Origin of the sequence: Calothrix anomala FACHB-343 (assembly GCF_014696435.1) — a bacterium.
GTDB classification, from domain to species: domain Bacteria; phylum Cyanobacteriota; class Cyanobacteriia; order Cyanobacteriales; family Nostocaceae; genus Aulosira; species Aulosira anomala_A.
Genome location: NZ_JACJQG010000023.1, coordinates 98,222 through 115,372, shown reverse-complemented (window position 1 = coordinate 115,372; position 17,151 = coordinate 98,222). Strand labels below are relative to the sequence as shown.

The 17,151-nt window shown below is 42.6% G+C and carries 16 protein-coding genes; 7 read left to right on the top strand and 9 right to left on the bottom strand.

The genetic code is table 11. The annotated features are described in order from the left end of the window. Positions 1–123: 123 nt before the first annotated feature. Both H6G08_RS15245 and H6G08_RS15240 read right to left on the bottom strand, forming a co-directional pair. The gene (locus H6G08_RS15245; protein ID WP_190544005.1) at positions 124–879 is read right to left on the bottom strand and encodes a superoxide dismutase; all 756 of its coding nucleotides are present in this window, start codon (positions 877–879) and stop codon (positions 124–126) included. A 298-nt stretch (positions 880–1,177) separates the two neighbouring features. Further along, on the bottom strand, positions 1,178–2,689 hold the full coding sequence (locus tag H6G08_RS15240) for a group II intron reverse transcriptase/maturase (RefSeq protein WP_190544002.1): 1,512 nt from the start codon (positions 2,687–2,689) through the stop codon (positions 1,178–1,180). Between the two features lie 359 nt (positions 2,690–3,048). Between H6G08_RS15240 and H6G08_RS15235 the strand changes: the two genes are divergently transcribed. Further along, complete coding sequence (locus tag H6G08_RS15235) at positions 3,049–3,276, top strand: hypothetical protein (protein ID WP_190543999.1); 228 nt, start codon at positions 3,049–3,051, stop codon at positions 3,274–3,276. Here H6G08_RS15235 and H6G08_RS15230 read toward each other — a convergent pair. Further along, positions 3,260–4,681, bottom strand: coding sequence for an NADP-dependent isocitrate dehydrogenase (locus tag H6G08_RS15230; protein WP_190543996.1), 1,422 nt, complete (start codon positions 4,679–4,681; stop codon positions 3,260–3,262). The two genes, H6G08_RS15235 and H6G08_RS15230, sit on opposite strands and share 17 nt — an antisense overlap. 346 nt (positions 4,682–5,027) lie before the next feature. Here H6G08_RS15230 and H6G08_RS15225 point away from each other — a divergent pair, with 346 nt between their 5' ends. Both H6G08_RS15225 and H6G08_RS15220 read left to right on the top strand, forming a co-directional pair. Then, the gene (locus H6G08_RS15225) at positions 5,028–5,741 is read left to right on the top strand and encodes a GUN4 domain-containing protein (RefSeq protein WP_190544041.1); all 714 of its coding nucleotides are present in this window, start codon (positions 5,028–5,030) and stop codon (positions 5,739–5,741) included. A gap of 189 nt (positions 5,742–5,930) precedes the next feature. Next, positions 5,931–7,049, top strand: a complete 1,119-nt coding sequence (locus H6G08_RS15220) for an ABC transporter ATP-binding protein (protein ID WP_190543993.1) — start codon at positions 5,931–5,933, stop codon at positions 7,047–7,049. Positions 7,050–7,433: 384 nt separating this feature from the next. Here the strand turns inward: H6G08_RS15220 and H6G08_RS15215 are convergent, their stop codons facing one another. Then, positions 7,434–8,333 (bottom strand): type IV pilin-like G/H family protein, encoded by a 900-nt coding sequence (locus H6G08_RS15215; RefSeq protein WP_190543990.1) that lies wholly within the window; start codon positions 8,331–8,333, stop codon positions 7,434–7,436. Positions 8,334–8,785: 452 nt separating this feature from the next. Between H6G08_RS15215 and dapB the strand changes: the two genes are divergently transcribed. The 3 genes from dapB (at position 8,786) to H6G08_RS15195 (ending at position 12,118) form a co-directional block, all read left to right on the top strand. Continuing rightward, positions 8,786–9,622, top strand: coding sequence for a 4-hydroxy-tetrahydrodipicolinate reductase (gene dapB / locus H6G08_RS15210; RefSeq protein ID WP_190543987.1), 837 nt, complete (start codon positions 8,786–8,788; stop codon positions 9,620–9,622). Between the two features lie 141 nt (positions 9,623–9,763). Continuing rightward, positions 9,764–10,480, top strand: coding sequence for a DUF8619 family protein (locus H6G08_RS15205; protein ID WP_096643954.1), 717 nt, complete (start codon positions 9,764–9,766; stop codon positions 10,478–10,480). A 402-nt stretch (positions 10,481–10,882) separates the two neighbouring features. Beyond that, the gene (locus tag H6G08_RS15195) at positions 10,883–12,118 is read left to right on the top strand and encodes an RNA-guided endonuclease InsQ/TnpB family protein (RefSeq protein ID WP_190543981.1); all 1,236 of its coding nucleotides are present in this window, start codon (positions 10,883–10,885) and stop codon (positions 12,116–12,118) included. Between the two features lie 51 nt (positions 12,119–12,169). Here the strand turns inward: H6G08_RS15195 and H6G08_RS15190 are convergent, their stop codons facing one another. From H6G08_RS15190 to H6G08_RS15170, 5 genes are all read right to left on the bottom strand, one after another. Next, positions 12,170–12,790, bottom strand: a complete 621-nt coding sequence (locus H6G08_RS15190; RefSeq protein ID WP_190543978.1) for a precorrin-8X methylmutase — start codon at positions 12,788–12,790, stop codon at positions 12,170–12,172. Positions 12,791–12,941: 151 nt separating this feature from the next. After that, entirely contained in the window at positions 12,942–13,751 is an 810-nt protein-coding gene (locus H6G08_RS15185; RefSeq protein WP_096643952.1) for a TPM domain-containing protein, read from the bottom strand. Between the two features lie 256 nt (positions 13,752–14,007). Continuing rightward, the gene (locus H6G08_RS15180; protein ID WP_190543975.1) at positions 14,008–14,550 is read right to left on the bottom strand and encodes a DUF948 domain-containing protein; all 543 of its coding nucleotides are present in this window, start codon (positions 14,548–14,550) and stop codon (positions 14,008–14,010) included. A 14-nt stretch (positions 14,551–14,564) separates the two neighbouring features. Continuing rightward, complete coding sequence (locus tag H6G08_RS15175; RefSeq protein WP_190543972.1) at positions 14,565–14,942, bottom strand: YtxH domain-containing protein; 378 nt, start codon at positions 14,940–14,942, stop codon at positions 14,565–14,567. A 154-nt stretch (positions 14,943–15,096) separates the two neighbouring features. After that, on the bottom strand, positions 15,097–15,429 hold the full coding sequence (locus H6G08_RS15170; protein ID WP_190543969.1) for a hypothetical protein: 333 nt from the start codon (positions 15,427–15,429) through the stop codon (positions 15,097–15,099). Between the two features lie 129 nt (positions 15,430–15,558). Between H6G08_RS15170 and H6G08_RS15165 the strand changes: the two genes are divergently transcribed. After that, the gene (locus tag H6G08_RS15165) at positions 15,559–16,947 is read left to right on the top strand and encodes a 1-acyl-sn-glycerol-3-phosphate acyltransferase (protein ID WP_190543966.1); all 1,389 of its coding nucleotides are present in this window, start codon (positions 15,559–15,561) and stop codon (positions 16,945–16,947) included. Positions 16,948–17,151 lie beyond the last annotated feature (204 nt).

Below are 17,151 nucleotides of genomic sequence, written 5' to 3'. Positions count from 1 at the left end.
GCAGGTAGGGGGACTTTTGACTGTCCCTTCTAAGTGCTTCTTAGAGAATCCCCCGACTTTTTGTTTAAATGAGCGTAGCGAAATTTAAACAGTCGGGGGAGTGTCAAAATAGCTGATTGTGATTTAAGCAGATTTACTTGCAGCCGCAAATCGCTGATTAATCTCATCCCAATTTAAGACATTCCACCAAGCTTCTAAGTAATCAGCGCGGCGATTTTGATAGTTGAGATAATATGCGTGTTCCCAAACATCATTACCCAAAATGGGGTATAGTCCTTGGCTTAAAGGCGTATCTTGGTTAGCTGTAGTCGTCACCTCTAGCTTGCCAGCTTTATTACGCACCAGCCAAACCCAGCCACTACCAAATTGGGCTGCACCTGCGGCGTTAAATTGTTTTTTAAAATCAGCGAAACTACCGAAATTTTCTTTAATTGCAGATGCGATCGCACCTGTGGGTTCCCCACCACCTTGGGGTTTCATAATTTGCCAAAACATTGAATGATTAACATGTCCGCCGCCATTATTGCGGACTGTTTTCCGGATATCTTCTGGCACTCGATCCAGTTGACGTAACAAGTCTTCTACAGTTTTACCTTTCAGTTTTGGATATTTTTCTAAAGCAGCATTGAGATTTTTTACATAAGCAGCATGATGCTTATCGTGATGAAACTGCATTGTTTTCGCATCAATATGTGGTTCTAATGCGTCATAGGCATAGGGTAACGGTGGTAATTGAATAGCACCAGTGGTATCTGGTTTTGGTTCGGGGCTAGTTTGGCTACCGCTAGGAGATTGTTCGGCAGAAGCACAAGCTTGTAAAGCTAAAGTCCCCGTACCTGTAGCAAGTAAAAACAAAAAATGGCGTCGATTAATAGTCATAAAAAATTTGCAGCCAAATCAATGAAAATATCTCGATAGCTTTTATTTTCGATGATTAAGGCTGCAAAAAGATAGGAATTTGGGCATGGGGCATTGGGCATTGGGCATTGGGCATTGGGCATTGGGCAGAGACGCGATGAATCGCGTCTGTACAATTGTCCCCCTTCCCTTGTCCTCCTTGTCCCCCTTGTCCCCCTTCCCTAGCCCCTAACGTTAGAGTCGATGGGCGGTATTATCCGCCGCACCTCTCTGTTCAATCTGGGCGTGCAAGTTTCCCTGCACCCAGCTTTCGATGTCCTTAGCTTTCGCTTTTACCCATGTGGATGTAATCGTGGCAGCTTTCGTGTATAGCCAGAAGGTTGTTGTTTTTCCAGTTATTATGGTTTCCATCGACATGATGTAGATGTACCTTCTCATCACTAAGCAGTTTTAATCCACAGTATCCGCATTTATGGTTTTGCCGTTTTAGGGCTTTAGAGGTAGCACTATCATAGAGTTTGCTGTTTCGCTCGCTCCAGTAGGTTAAATCTCCGTCGAAAGGTGATTTCTCGCCTCTGACTTTGATGTGCTTATTCTCGGAGTAGGGAACTTTAGGGAACGCTTTTTCCATTAGTTTTTTTGTGGATTGGCGGTTTTGCTTAGGTTCCCTGTTGAATACCTTGGCTGCTCTTTCTTTGATGTTGTTGAGCGTGAGTCGGTTTCCATCCATCTTGCAGTAGCAGTGGTATCTTCTCCAGCCTCTAACTACAGGGGCTAGTTTCATAGCCTTTGTTGTAGCTCCATAATTCGAGTTGTTGACGATGTGTTTTACTTTCTTGCGGAAGGTTTTGAAGTTATCCATTGAAGGGAAGCATCTAAACTTTCCGTTGCCTTGCACTCTAAAGTGCCAGCCGAGGAAATCAAACCCATCTGTCGAGGCGGTTAGCTTGGTTTTCTTTTCACTTACTTTCATCCCTCGTTCTGCGAGAAACTGGCTTATTTTCCCAAGTATTTCGTCGGCGTTGTCTTTGGGTTTGAGCAGTATTACCATGTCGTCCGCGTAGCGGACTGATGGGTGTATGCTTTCTATTCCGTTGAGCGCGATGTTGGCTAATAAGGGACTTACCACTCCCCCTTGTGGGGTTCCTTGTTCGGGATATTCTGGGTTGACTCCTGCTTTTAGACATCGGAAGATTCCGAGTTTGATGCCTTTTGGGGCGACGAGTCGTTCCATTATGGCTGAGTGGTTTATCCTGTCGAAACATTTTTCGATATCGAGTTCTATGACTCGCTTATCTTTTCCGTTTGCGTGGGAGTTTAGGTTATCATACAGGTGTTTTTGTGCATCGTGTGCCGAGCGTCCTGGTCTGAAACCGTAGCTTCTAGCGTGAAACGTTGTTTCGTGTGCTGGTTCTAGCGCATATTTGGCTAGGCATTGCCAAGCCCTGTCTGCGATGGTGGGGACTTTGAGAATGCGGGTTTTTCCATCCTTTTTTGGGATTGGAATTTCCCGTAGTGCTTGATGGCTCCAATTGTTGGCTTTAGATTTGAGTTCTTCACTCAGTTTCAGCCTTTGCTCAAAGGTGAGCGATGCCTTACCATCAGTTCCTGCTGTCTTTTTCCCAGCGTTTAGCTGTGTTACTTGACGGATTGCCAGTAATATCGCCGAGGTGGATTTCAGTATAAGCCTTTGCAGGGACTTTGCTTTCCGCGTGTCTCCGACTCGAACGGCTTTGTACACTCGTTTTTGTAGGCGGAAGAGATTTTTGCGGAATTGCTTCCACGGTAGGTTCTTCCAGGATTCACTAGCATTGTTGCTGTGTCTAATCAAGCTCTGACTCCAATTTGTGTATTCTGAACACCTCGACCCAGTTACGGGTCGTCCTACCCGAATTAAGGGATTTCCGCTACTCGTCTAGCCTACTTGGGGTTCGACCTCCCCTAGACCCTTAGTTCGTTTTTCTTCGTTCCCTCGGTTAGATTGTTATGTCCCGTTAGGTGGAACCAGTTCAACCACTGGATTCCCTAGACTCTTGCCATGTCCTAGACATAATTATGGCGGGAATGCGGTTTGTCTCCAGTCAGGTCAGGGATTTTATTGTTGTGCCCTTGCCTTTTAGTGGGTTGCTTTTTTAGGTTCTGTTTTCACCGTAGGGACTCCCTGTTAGCGCCAGTGTCATCCCACAACTGATGTCTGATTGCGCCCTGTTCCCAGCTTCACTCTCCAGAAACCGAGTCTGGTCGGTGTGGGCAGATAAGGAGTCACAACTGAGTCTGTTGGGCGGAGCTTTCATCCGCATCAGACCGAGAGTTCAACCCTTAGTGACAGTAATCTGCTGTCGGGTTGGTGTGATTATGTGCGGGCTGATTACCGCGATTCATCACACAACGAATCGCACGCCTAGCCAAAATGCTTAATGATTGCGTCGGCGAATTCAGAACATTTCAAGGGTTCTACTGCTGGTTCGAGCAAGCGTGCTAAGTCGTAGGTGACTTGACGATTTGCGATCGCATCTCCTAAACCTTTCTTAACTAAGTCTGCGGCTTCTTGCCAACCCAAATATTCCAGCATCATGACGCCAGACAAAATCACAGAACCGGGATTAATCCGATCTAAACCGGCGTGTTTGGGTGCTGTACCGTGGGTAGCTTCAAAAACTGCGCAAGCATCGCCAATATTCGCCCCTGGCCCCATGCCTAAGCCGCCGACAATCGCCGCAGCCGCATCGGATAGATAATCGCCGTTTAAGTTCATTGTCGCCAGAATTGAATATTCATCAGGTCTGGTTTGGATTTGTTGAAAAATACTATCAGCAATCCGGTCGTTGACCATGATTTTATCTTTCCACTTGCCGTTGCCGTGGCTATCCCAAATTGCGTTAAGAACTGTTTCAACTTCCTTGACAATTTGCGTTTTTTTCTCTTGGGTTAGAGCATCAAATCCCGGATCTATTTGCCGCGCGTTGTCTTCTAAGGAAATATTCGGGTTTTTTTCCTTATTACTCAAAATCCAAGATTCCCGTTCGGTGACTGTTTCTTGGCGGAATTCGCTGGTGGCGAGTTCATAACCCCAATCGCGGAAAGCGCCTTCGGTGTACTTCATGATGTTGCCTTTATGCACCAAAGTCACTTGCTGTTTGTCTTTGGGCAATGTTAAGGCATGTTTGATGGCACGGCGTACCAAACGCTGAGAACCCTTTTTACTGATGGGTTTAATACCAATACCAGCATCTAGGGGAATTTGCTTTTTCCCGTGTTCTGGGGTGGCGGGGATAAGATCCTCATTGAGAATTTTAATTAAGCGATCGCCAATTTCGCTGCCTTGTCGCCACTCAATTCCCAAATAAATATCTTCTGTATTTTCCCGATACACAATTACATCAAGCTTTTCGGGGTTTTTGTGGGGTGAAGGCGTACCGGCATAATAGCGGCAAGGACGCACGCAAGCATACAAGTCAAAAATTTGTCTGAGCGCCACATTTAAAGAACGAATGCCACCACCCACAGGAGTGGTTAACGGGCCTTTAATAGCAACACCATATTCTTCAATTGCTGTTAATGTATCTTGAGGTAAATACTGATAAGTACCGTATAAATCGCAAGCTTCATCGCCAGCATAAACCTTAAACCAACTAATTTGCCGCTGACCGTTATATGCTTTTGCTACCGCCGCATCAAGTACCTTTTGGGCAGCAGGCCAAATATCTATGCCCGTTCCATCGCCCCGAATAAAGGGGATAATAGGGTTATCGGGTACAACCGGCTCACCATTCTTGAAGGTAATTTTTGCACCAGTTGTAGGGGGTTTAATCTTGTCGTACATAACTTACACACTCCTGATTGATTGGCTGTTGGGATTAGGGCATAGGGCATTGGGCATGGGGCATTGGGCATGGGGCATTGGGCATTGGCAACAAGGCAATAGGCATTTATCCCCCTTGTCCTCCTTGTCCTCCTTGTCCCCCTTATCCCCCTTATCCCCCTTCCTAGCCCCTACCTATTGAAGCGCAGATTATCCCCTGATAGGACTTCAAGTATGGGATGAAGTGAAACGATCGCAATTTTGTACGATCAAAAATAGTAAACTACATTTCGCTATCAGTGTTTCACTTTTGGTAAAACCTTATAGCGATCGCTTTTTCACGCACCCGCTAAAACGAGTAATTGGCATGACAGACCCAATGATTGTATCAGGCCCTGCTAATGACATCGACTCCCTCCGACAAACGTTAATCGCTGGGTCTATTCAAGTCCAACAACAAATTATCTCAAAGTTAGCTGACTTGGGTAATGAGGGATTGGATGTATTGATAGAATTCTTACGGAAACGTTCTGACACCCCGGCAACTTGGATTGATGGCAAAGCCTACCAAGTACTTTACAATTCTGATGCACCATTAGCCAAAGAATTTCTGCTTTCTTCTTTTCCTGAGGGCATTGTACCTCTAAAATCAGATTGCGGGATAGATTACCATCCCTTACAGCAGCTATTGGCTAGTCAAGACTTCCAAGCAGCAGATCGTCTCACCATCCAAAAGATGTGTGAATTAGCAGGCCCAGCAGCTTTACAAAGAAAATGGTTGTATTTTACGGAAGTTGACAGTTTCCCTATTATTGACTTACAAACCATTAATCATCTGTGGTTAGTCCACTCTGAAGGTAAATTTGGCTTTTCTGTACAGCGAGAGATTTGGTTAGCTTTGGGGAAAAACTGGGATAATTTTTGGCCGAAAATAGGTTGGAAAAATGGTAACAATTGGACACGCTATCCTCATGAATTTATTTGGGATTTAAGCGCCCCGAAAGGCCATTTACCTCTATCTAATCAATTACGTGGAGTGCGCGTCATTGCTGCTTTATTTGCTCATCCTGCTTGGAAGTAGTCATCATACCAATTTTGGATTTTAGATTTTGGATTTTAGATTTTAGATTTTAAACTGGGGATGAAACTTCTCAGCGTGAGACAATCTAGAAATCTCCAACAATACTAATTAATCCAATTTGGTATATTCATGAGTCCTGATTTCTCAAGGACAACTGACAATTGACAACTGACAACTGACAAATGACAAATGACAAATGTTCGTCTAGAAGACATTAAACGTAGATTCAACAACGTCACAGCCATCGAGGATATTTCCTTTGAAATTCCCGATGGTGAATTTTGGGTTTTGGTAGGGCCTTCAGGGTGCGGTAAATCGACCATTTTACGCACAATCGCCGGTTTAGAAACAGCTACATCTGGTAACCTGTTTATCGGCGATCGCTTAATGAATAACATACCCGCTAGACAACGGGATGTGGCGATGGTATTCCAAAACTATGCTCTGTATCCGCACATGACGGTAGCGCAAAACATTGCTTTTGGCTTGCAGATGCGGAAAGTTGACGCGAAAATTATTCAGGAACGGGTGATTAATGTAGCGCGATCGCTTTCTTTAGAACACCTATTAGATCGCAAACCCAAACAACTCTCTGGGGGACAGCAACAACGGGTAGCCTTAGGGAGAGCGATCGCCCGTCAGCCCCAAGTATTCTTATTAGATGAACCTTTGTCTAATTTAGATGCCCAATTACGCGATGATACAAGAGCAGAGTTAAAACAACTGCATCAAAATCTAGCCATTACAACTATATATGTTACCCACGATCAAGTTGAGGCTATGACCTTGGCAGATAAAATTGTGGTGTTAAATCGCGGGCGAATTCAACAAATTGGCGACCCTCAAAGTATTTACGCTCTACCTGCAAATCAAATGGTGGCATCTTTTTTAGGCAATCCACCAATGAATATTTTACCAGCAATTTATCAGTATTCAGGGTTTAATATTAGCGGGCAATTATTAGAAATTCCTCCAGATTTACAGGCAAAATTACCCTTATCTCAAGGGCAAAGTGTAGATTTAGGAATTAGACCAGAGCATATTCATATTCACCAACCACAACCACAAGCAAACCAAGATGACACAGTTGTTAACTCATCACAGTTGATGGTGGAAGTCAAGGTAGTAGAACCTTTGGGAAGGGAAACTTTGATTCGCGTCAGTTTACCCGATTCATCCGCATTATTGAACGTGCAGCTTGGTGGTGGCGTGCGGTTGCGTCCAGGCGATCGCTTAACTTTACAATTAGATTTAAATCAATTGTTTATCTTTGACTCAACTACTGGTGAGAGAATTTGGCCTAATTAATTAATTTGCCAAACATCTGGGAAATTGAGCCATATTCTGCCATGTATTCAAGCTAATTACTAATTCGTAAAAAAAATAAATTATGCCAAATTGTAGAGGCGGGGTAACTCCCATACTTGTCAACGTAACGTAAAACCCCTATCCTAACTGGCTCCCATGCTCTGCGTGGGAGCGATGATCCTGAGGCTCTGCCTCAATTTATTAGCTTTCGAGGCAGAGCCTCGCAATACGCATTTCCAGCCGGAGGCTGGAAACGAGATAGAGAAAGGTTTTAAACTTAAGTTGACACCAATGGGGGTTACCCCGCCCCTACGAGTTACGGGTTTGGTAAGTTAACGATCGCAATATTTTTTATTTGGAAGTCCCGTAAATTGAGAATTCTTGTTAATTGTTCACATCAACATAGCCAGCAGGACATTGTATATCTTCTTGTGATAGCTGAGGTTGTGGTGGCAGATCATGAGTTGGCTGAGTACTTTCACACAGTTTAGCCAAGGTAATTGCTTCACCAGTTGCAGCATCTTTCTTCAGATAAGCTATCCCTGTGTAAGTATGCAATCCTTCTATTTTTGCTAAAGCTATGTTCTGGACAGCAGCCTTGTCATCAATAACAACAACACTGTAATCGTAGCCTTCTGTACTAGGGTTGATGCCTAGTCCTAATTTGTCTAAATCTGGGGCAAATTGGCCATTTTCCAAAAAGAAGGCTTGTTGTGCGCGATTCATTGAACCAGTATACTGTTTTCCCTCTGCTTCTTTGGCTTTATTTGCTGAGTTGACTACTGTAATGCCAGCAGGAAGTGAAGCAAGATCAGAAACTTTCTGCAATGATTGTGTATTTGAACCGAACTCGGAAGAGTTTGCAGATACACCATTATCCATTCGTAACTGATTATCTGATGTCAATTCAAAAATTGCTATTTGTGGAGTTGGATTAGCAGAATTTGAGATAGTTAATTGATTTGGTTTAGTCTGATCGTTTACTTGATAGCTAGACTCTGTAGCTTCATTAGAATTAGGCGCTATAACGAACAGCTTTCCTTCAGGAGTAAAAATGAACTTAGTTGAATCTTGTTGCTGCCACTGACCCAATAGGCGGTTAGGCTGAGATTTTTCTGTAGTCGTATTTGCAGCAGTACTTGATGAAGAAGAATTGCTGGCAGGTTTTGATGCTACTAAATTCCACAGACCAAAACCTGCAAGTGCCAGTATGATTGTAGAACCAGAACCAATTAAAATCCATTGCCAAGGCTGTAGGTTAATATTTGTTTGTGGAGAATTCATAATGTTATTGTAATTATTGAAAAGTTATTTTTGTAAGCCACATCAAGTGGGTAAATATTTTTAAGTATTTAAATATTTATATTTATTTGCTATTTTCCTTTTGGTTAGGTTTAGCTTGACTTGTAACTGAATTATTTCTGTTCATTCTGTAAACAATTGAAATTTAAATGACAGTATTAATAATGTTATATAACGTCTGTAAACATATATACATGAGTGGATATACGTATATAAATCATTATTAACCCGACATATAGCCGTAGCCAGATAGATTAGGACATCAAGCTAAAATAAAATCTTGACAATAAAAACCTTTCCAGTCTGTCAACAGTCAACAGTCAACAGTCAACAGTCAACCGTCAACCATCAACAGCCACAACATAAGAAAATCACCGTATACAAAGAGATTGCTCTACAATTCCTTTGTTGGTTAAAAAAGTTATGCTCAATTTATGACGAATCAAGCTCCTATCCCAGTAATTGTTAATGGTGCTGCTGGCAAAATGGGCCGTGAAGTGGTAAAAGCTATAGCGCAAGCACCAGACTTAAACCTAGTGGGTGCAATCGATCATAGCCCTGAACATCAAGATAAAGATGCTGGTGAATTGGCTGGTTTAAGCGAACCCTTAGAAGTACCAATTACCAATCAATTAGAACCAATGCTGGGATATGTAGCTGGGGACAGACAAGGGCCGCCAGGGGTAATGGTAGACTTTACCCATCCTGATTCAGTTTATGATAACGTTCGCAGCGCGATCGCTTACGGGATTCGTCCTGTAGTGGGAACTACCGGGTTAAGTCCAGCACAACTGCAAGATTTAGCAGACTTTGCCGATAAAGCCAGTACAGGCTGCTTAGTTATTCCCAACTTCTCTATTGGTATGGTACTGCTCCAACAAGCCGCGATCGCCGCTTCCCAATATTTCGATCATGTAGAAATTATCGAACTACATCACAATCAAAAAGCCGATGCGCCTAGCGGTACAGCAATTCAGACCGCACAATTACTAGGGGAAATGGGTAAAACTTTTAACCCTGCCGTTGTTCAAGAAACAGAAAAAATCGCTGGTGCGAGGGGTAGTTTAGCAGAAGAAGGCATTCGCATTCATAGCGTGCGCTTACCGGGATTAATTGCCCACCAGGAAGTAATTTTTGGCGCAGCTGGTCAAATTTACACTTTAAGACATGATACAAGCGATCGCGCTTGTTATATGCCAGGAGTCCTACTGGCAATTCGCAAGGTCATACAGCTAAAGTCATTAGTATATGGATTAGAAAAGTTACTATAAACTTTAATGGTCATTTGTTAGAGACGCGATTAATCGCGTCTGTACATTGGTCATTAGTCATTAGTATTTCTCCCCTGTCTCCCTTGTCCTCCTTGTCCTCCTTGTCCCCCCTCCTCCCTTCGTCCCTCATAACCAGTACTCATGCTTGTCCCACTGACTCGACAAAAATTTGAACAAGTCATTCCTTTAATCGCCAGTGGCCCCCAGTATAAGTACTACTGGGGAAAATTTTCCAGCTTCATACAGAGGCTATTAATTTCTGTAGTCGCTGTAGTTGTGGTTTTACTAGTCAAAGTCTTATTCAAGTTTGAGTTTGATCTCATCGTATTTATCCTGGGGATAATTGGCGCATTTTTTTGGCTTTGGTATCCCGTGTTTCAGGCAAGTATCCGGAATTCCAAATGCCGTCGTTACAAGTACTGCGGTTTTTTCCGGGGTCGAATACTAGATTGGTGGATTACAGATCGGTTGATTGGTAAACAAGAAACTGTTAATAGTAAAGGGGAATTAGTAATTGTCGAAAACCGAGAAAAAAGAATTAACTTAGAAATCGGCGATGATACAGGATTTACCATTGAGTTTGACGCACCACTAAAACCTGCTTACAAAGTAATTAATCGGGGACTAGTTGCCGAAATGGTAGTCATGTCTAACCGCCCAGATTTAAGCAGAATTGAAGAATTCAGTGATGTTTATATTCCGAATCGCGATTTGTGGGTGAGCGATTACCCTTATGTGCGACAGGATTTTTTTAGCGAAGTTAGCATTCGCTTGCGTGAAGATGCAGACGAAGATAGGCCGCGTCGCCGTCGTCGTCCACAAAGACGGCGGGATGAAGATTATGAAGACGAATATTAATTCACAACTGTTTTTTCCCCTGCTCCCTGCTCCCCTGCCTATAAAGCAATGAGATACCTTTATAAGGAAGGCAGGCTGAAAACCCTTGAGGAACAGGCGCACAGCGCCGTATTCCGTACTTTAGGCAAGGGATGAAAGCTGCCTGGAAGTGTTTACGCCTCCGTGACGCAATATTTTCTAATCATCGCCTCTAAATATTCACTAGCGCTTACGTCGTTTGTTGCGGCTAATTCTTGCACAGAATGCCAAGCGGTATCTGTGAGCATAACACCTCTTTTCTTCTTCGTTTCATTGTATAAAACAGGTGTATTTTTTACTCTTTTCTTACCCTTTCCTGTTGACATACTTAGAACATTCACCCATACTATATACAGTATAAGCAAAACAAGGGGGTGAGTCAAGTTGCTAGTTCTAGAGTACAAAGTCAAAGCTAAAAAACTTCAATATTTAGCAATTGAGGAGGCTATCAAAACAACTCAATTCATTAGAAATAAATGTTTGAGATATTGGATTGATGCGCCAAGAGAGGCAAAAATTGATAGATTCGCACTCAACAAGTATTCAACAGAACTACGCAATGAATTTAAATTTGTGGCTAACTTAAACTCAATGGCTGTACAATCATCAGCCGAAAGAGCATGGTTAGCCATATCGAGGTTTTACGAGAATTGTAAAAAGAAAGTAGCGGGTAAAAAAGCGGAAAACGCGGTCTTGGGGTCTCCCCAAGTGGAGCGATTTTCCAAGACAGGCTATCCCAAATTCCAACATAATAATCGCTCAGTTGAGTATAAAACGTCAGGATGGGTGCTAAACCCAATTAAACGCCGTATAACCATTACTGATAAAAAAGGTATTGGAGAGTTAAAACTGCTGGGTAAGTGGGATATTCAAACCTACCCTGTTAAATCAATTAAGCGTGTTAGGTTGGTTCGTCGTGCTGACGGCTATTACTGTCAGTTTTGTATTGATGTTGAAGCTTCAGATATTCAACCACTAACAGGTAATGAAATCGGTTTAGACGTAGGAATTGAGAGTTTTTACACTGATTCTAACGGACATCAAGAAGCTAACCCTAAGTTTTTTAGAAAAGTTGAGAAGTCTGTTAAACACGCTCAAAGACGCATTTACAAAAAGAAAAAAGGTTCATCAGGACGTAAAAGAGCTAGAGCTATATTTGCCTCTAAGCACTTAAGAATAAGTAGGCAACGGAATGAACACGCCAAGAGAATGGCGCGTAACGTGTGCAAGTCTAACGACTTAGTAGCCTATGAAAACCTGCAAGTGCGTAACTTACTCAGAAACCATTGTTTGGCTAAGTCAATTGCTGACGCTAGCTGGTATTTGTTTAGGCAATGGATTGAATATTTTGCTGGTAAATTTGGTAAATTAGCGGTTGCTGTTGCGCCACATTACACATCACAAAAATGTTCAAATTGTGGCGCAATTGTGAAAAAATCTCTATCAACTCGCACCCATGTTTGTAGCTGTGGATGCAATTTGCATAGAGATGAGAATGCAGCAATTAACATTTTAAATCTTGCTTCTGAAGCTAGGACGGGGCACGTCCAAAGTAACGCTGTAGGACTCGTAACCTCTACTCTTTTAGGCGAAAGCCTATTAGAGCAAGTGACGAGGTAGATTACAGAATCTCCGTGGCTTTAGCCCGGAGAGTGTCAATAGTTGAAATTCTTATTTCTGATCTTGTCCGTAAGCTTGCCAAGCCAAGTCTATCAACCCATCCATAATTGCCGCCGCTACAACCGCATTTCCTTTGCGGCTGTCAATTGTGATATTGGGCACTAAAGATTCTTGTAAGCGTTCTTTAGCAACATCCACATCCACAAATCCTACGGGAGTTGCAATTACCAAAGCTGGTCTAATTTCTTCCGCTTCAATTAAATCCACGAGTGTAGTTAGCGCCGTTTGTGCCTGACCTACCACAAAAATACCTTCTGGATAACGTTGCGCTAAAGTTTCGATTCCCCCAGCTACGCGGCTTTTTTCTTTTTGCGGACGGATGGGAGTCTCCAAACTAGAATATACCGGATTGGCAAAGGTATTTTGAATATCGTAGCTAATGCCTACTTGTACTAGGGGCACATCTACAACAATACTGCTACGTGCCGCTAAGGCTGCTGCACCAGCCTGTAAAGCATGTTCAGAAAAGCGAATTAAAGACTTATACTCAAAATCGGCTGTGGCGTAAATTACTCGTCGGACAATTTCATACTCTGCTGGCGAGAATACGTGATCGCCAATTTCACCATCAATAATTGCTAAACTTTGAGCATCAGTTACGTGCCATTCCATTATTATTTCGCTCTCTCAATTTCAGCTTTCAGCTTATCAGCTTCAAACCATTCCGAGAATAGTGCCCTTTAACTTCGCTCTCAGCGCATGTTAAAGGGCACGGTGTTTAAGGGCACAATCACGTTTGATATAATATTTTCTGCTAATCTCCTTAAGATTCAGCGTTAGAAGAAGGACGATTGAAAACTGGTGAGAGATAAGCTACTAAAGCACCGATGAGGAATCCAGCGATATTGCGGAATAAAGGTAGCCAATCGCTAGTTCTGGTTACAACTGGGCCAATACCGAAGGCAATAAACAAAATCCCCCATAAAGGCGAAAAAATTAAAGCCCATTGCCATGAAAAAATTTGTCCTTCGCGCTGGGGTTGAGATGCAAATCCGCAGACTATACCGCCAATCACCGATGTAACTAGGGTGAGAATCCACTGTTCTCGCGGTAAACCGGGAACAACTTTACAACCACCATTAACTAAACAACCTTTAACTGAATCTAAGGCTTGGAGAATAGCTTGGTCTTCACCTTGTTCGCGGACAAAATACAAATTACCAAAACGGGTTTGTAATTCTATCCAAAAAGTTCGCGGTAAAAGTTCGTAAACTGCGTCACCCACACTAAAGCTGAGAATGTTACCACCACGGGAATCAGCAACTAACAAAATACTTTTGTCATCTAATCCCCAAAAATTGATGACAGCTCGACCCGGAGTCCGGTCATATTGGGTTAATACTCGCAATTTCCAACCAGTTTCTGTTTCAAACTGCTCTAAATCGTGAACGAGCTTTTCTTCTTGTACATCAGTGAGCGATTTGGCTAAGTCTACAACTGGAGTTGGTGTACTGGGTAATAACTCAGGATTGTCATAAGCCAGTGCTGGGGGAGTATGCATCGCCCAAATTGACCCAGCCAAGAAAAATGCTGCAATAGATAGGATAATTCGTCGCCAAAAACAAGACTGCATGGACGTTTTTATACAAATATCAACAGTAGAAGTGAACAAGTTGTTTTAAAAGGTATGGGAAAAGTGATAGTTCTTTACACTTGTTTACTTTACTCTAATCTTGGGTAATTAATCTATAAGGTGTCAGTTGTCAGTTGTCAGTTGTCAGTTGTCAATAGTCAATAGTCAATAGTCAATAGTCAGTGGTCAGTTGTTAAGTATCAATACTTTATCTCCCCTGCTCCCTGCTCCCTGCTCCCTGCTCCCTGCTCCCTAGTTACTCTTGGTCGTCAAAACTTTTTTCCCAGTCAGGATTGTCGTTGTAACCGTCATTATTGGTGTATATTTCTGATTTAGAACGGCGATTTTCCGATCTGAGTGTTTCGCGATCGCGTAGATTTAAAGGTTTTTTCTCAGGAATCGGTAAGCGCTCAAAAGATGAGCGTCGAGAAGGTTTTGGACGGGTGAAGGTTTTCCAGGCGGTTTTCACACCCACGAAAATACTGCGCGTGTTGACTTGAATATTCTGAGCTTGTTTTCTGGCACCATCTAAGCTTTGATCGACTTGTTTAACCACTTGACTGGCGCTTTTAACACCTTCGCTGACATCATCGGTTAAATCAGTAATTTCTAAGCCAGTAGTGCGAATCGCATTTAAAGTTGGCGGTAATTCCCGTGAGAGGGTATCAAAGAATTTTTCGGCACTGCGAGCGGCACGGGCGACTTCTTGCAATGCAGGAATAGCCGCTACTAAAACAGCCGTGAGACTAGCAGCGACTAAAAGTATGGAAAGTCCCAGCCAAAACAGGGGATCGGTCACGGTTATGCTATCTATTAACGTTCTAGATGCTGGGTAAGAGAATCGGAGTCTTCTTCTGTTTGCGCATCGCTGTGGCGAGTTTCAACAACGTTTTGCCGTTTTAAGACTTGGCTTTCTCTTTGAGAGGCAATAATACCAGCTGCGATCGCATCTCGCAGCCGATCTAATGTTTCATCCCAGTTACGTAGTGCATTGGCAGAAAGACGATCTGCCTGTAACTGTACGCTTGTTGATAAATCTTCTGCCAATTCTGGTAAAGCATCAGCAGATTTTTTTAATAGTTTACGTGTTTCGCGCCCTGTGCGTGGAGCGACAAGCAACCCGGTTAAGGCTCCGATAGTTGCTCCTAGCATCATACCGCCAATAAATACTCCAGAACGGTTGTTAGACATTTTTATATTGGTTTCTCTCCTTACACTCATTTTAGGTGGGTTTTCTTTCCTTGCAAGACTCCAGTGATTTTATTTATTAAAGGGCATGGGGCAATGGGCAAGAAGAGACGCGATTCATCGCGTCTCTACAATTTTCCTCCCTGTCCTCTCAGCTTTAAGAATTGCGAATTTGCTGTAATGTTAATAGCTTGCTACTCAGATAACGCTGCCAGATTTGTCTTCCTAAAATCAACAGGCTCATAATTTGCCGTATTTGCTGAATTTGTAGCTCTAGGCGTTGATTTCCTTGTCTTAGATGATGAATATTCTGCTGCAAACAATAAATTTTTTCTGGGGCTGTATATAATAATGCATGACTACATTTTTCATAGTTAGTTAATGTATCTGATATCAGGCGCAAGATTCGCTTAAACTTCCATACGCGCCAAGCAATATAAAATAACAGTAAAGAAATTAAAGTATTTATAACTACAACAAGTGTGACCATTTTGACTGGTGTGTTAATTATAGACAGTAAGCATGTAAATAAACTGTTGGTGAACTATTGGCGATCGCTCAATTTTAAAAGTGTCAAAATCAAGGAGGCGACGCTAAAAAACATCATCTGGAGTTTAACTTGCCGAAATCGATTCAATCCATTCAACCACCACTAAAATTTATTCCTCCGCGCTTTAACGCAGTCATACTCCAGATTACTAGATGGTTGTTACCATTAATGCTGCGCTTGCGGTTGCGGCCTTGGTTACCTGCTGGTATCGTCCAAATTGAAGCTAAAAATGCTGAGGTATTAGTTCAGCTTTATCAACAATTCCAAGCTGGCAAAATTAGGTTTTTACTAGCCTTTCGCCATCCAGAGGTAGACGATCCATTATGTATGTTTTATCTACTATCGCGGATTGTGCCACAAGTTGCTCGTCAGCAGGGAATAAAATTAGCATATCCAGTTCATTCTCATTTTCTTTATGACCGAGGGATGACTTTGTGGGCTGGCGATTGGCTGGGGTGGTTTTTCTCTTGTTTAGGGGGTGTAGCCATTCGCCGGGGTAAGCGCTTAGATAGACAAGCGATCCAAACAGCTAGGGATTTATTTGCTAATAGTAATATGCCGATCGCAGTTGCACCAGAAGGTGGTACTAATGGTCATAGCGGCTTTGTTAGTCCTTTAGAACCTGGTGTTTCTCAATTGGGGTTTTGGTGTGTCGAAGACTTAGTTAAGGCACAACGTCTAGAAACAGTTTTGATTGTACCCGTTGCTATTCAGTATCGCTACGTTAACCCACCTTGGGCAAAGCTGGAACAGTTATTGCAAAAATTAGAAGCTAAAAGCGGGTTATCATTATCGCCAATTGATAATAGTATCAATGCACAACCAGAAATTTATTATCAACGCCTCTATCGATTGGCGGAACATGTAATTTCCGAAATGGAGGAATTTTACCGCCGTTTCTATCATAAAAATTTGACTGATATCCCAAATCAAGATATTAATTCTCGTCTTCACCGCCTCATGGATACGGCTTTACAAGTACCAGAGGAATATTTTAATGTTCAGGCTCAAGGAAATTTTATCGATCGCTGTCGTCGGTTAGAAGAAGCTGGTTGGAGTTACATTTACCGCGAAGATGTAGCGGATATCGCGGCGTTATCTCCTATACGACGGGGTTTAGCAGACTGGATTGCAGAAGAAGCAGACTTACGAATGCGACACATGCGTTTAGTGGAAAGTTTTGTAGCTGTGACTACTAACTATCTGCAAGCACAACCAACTGCGGAACGCTTCGCTGAAGTGACGTTGATTATATTTGATATGCTGTCACGAATTAGCGATACTAAAACACCTGCGCGTCCGCGTTTAGGTTGGCGAAAAGCTAAGATTAGCATCGGTGAACCCATTTCTGTGACAGAACGCGCTGCAAATGCCCAAGGCGATCGCCAAGCCACTAGACGCGCTGCAAGTCAATTAACACAAGATTTGCAAGTTACCTTAGAACAATTAATTAAGTAGGGTGGTGCAATTAAAGATAACTGGCGAGGTTTGTCATTTGTCATTTGTCATTTGTCATTTGTCATTGGTAAGGGTTTCAAGCATGTTTACATTGCACGACATAGTTTGTTGCAATTGCCGACTTACTTAGAGCAATTTGAAAAAAGAATGCAACAGATGGTAGGGGCACGGCATCCACAATCTTCTCGTATATACAATAATATT

Excerpts from the sequence above, each read along its gene's own strand:
- H6G08_RS15245 (WP_190544005.1), bottom strand. The coding sequence starts at position 879 with ATGACTATTAATCGACGCCATTTTTTGTTTTTACTTGCTACAGGTACG.
- H6G08_RS15235 (WP_190543999.1), top strand. The coding sequence starts at position 3,049 with ATGTCTGATTGCGCCCTGTTCCCAGCTTCACTCTCCAGAAACCGAGTC.
- H6G08_RS15230 (WP_190543996.1), bottom strand. The coding sequence starts at position 4,681 with ATGTACGACAAGATTAAACCCCCTACAACTGGTGCAAAAATTACCTTC.
- H6G08_RS15225 (WP_190544041.1), top strand. The coding sequence starts at position 5,028 with ATGACAGACCCAATGATTGTATCAGGCCCTGCTAATGACATCGACTCC.
- H6G08_RS15220 (WP_190543993.1), top strand. The coding sequence starts at position 5,931 with ATGACAAATGTTCGTCTAGAAGACATTAAACGTAGATTCAACAACGTC.
- H6G08_RS15215 (WP_190543990.1), bottom strand. The coding sequence starts at position 8,333 with ATGAATTCTCCACAAACAAATATTAACCTACAGCCTTGGCAATGGATT.
- dapB (WP_190543987.1), top strand. The coding sequence starts at position 8,786 with ATGACGAATCAAGCTCCTATCCCAGTAATTGTTAATGGTGCTGCTGGC.
- H6G08_RS15205 (WP_096643954.1), top strand. The coding sequence starts at position 9,764 with ATGCTTGTCCCACTGACTCGACAAAAATTTGAACAAGTCATTCCTTTA.
- H6G08_RS15190 (WP_190543978.1), bottom strand. The coding sequence starts at position 12,790 with ATGGAATGGCACGTAACTGATGCTCAAAGTTTAGCAATTATTGATGGT.
- H6G08_RS15185 (WP_096643952.1), bottom strand. The coding sequence starts at position 13,751 with ATGCAGTCTTGTTTTTGGCGACGAATTATCCTATCTATTGCAGCATTT.
- H6G08_RS15175 (WP_190543972.1), bottom strand. The coding sequence starts at position 14,942 with ATGTCTAACAACCGTTCTGGAGTATTTATTGGCGGTATGATGCTAGGA.
- H6G08_RS15170 (WP_190543969.1), bottom strand. The coding sequence starts at position 15,429 with ATGGTCACACTTGTTGTAGTTATAAATACTTTAATTTCTTTACTGTTA.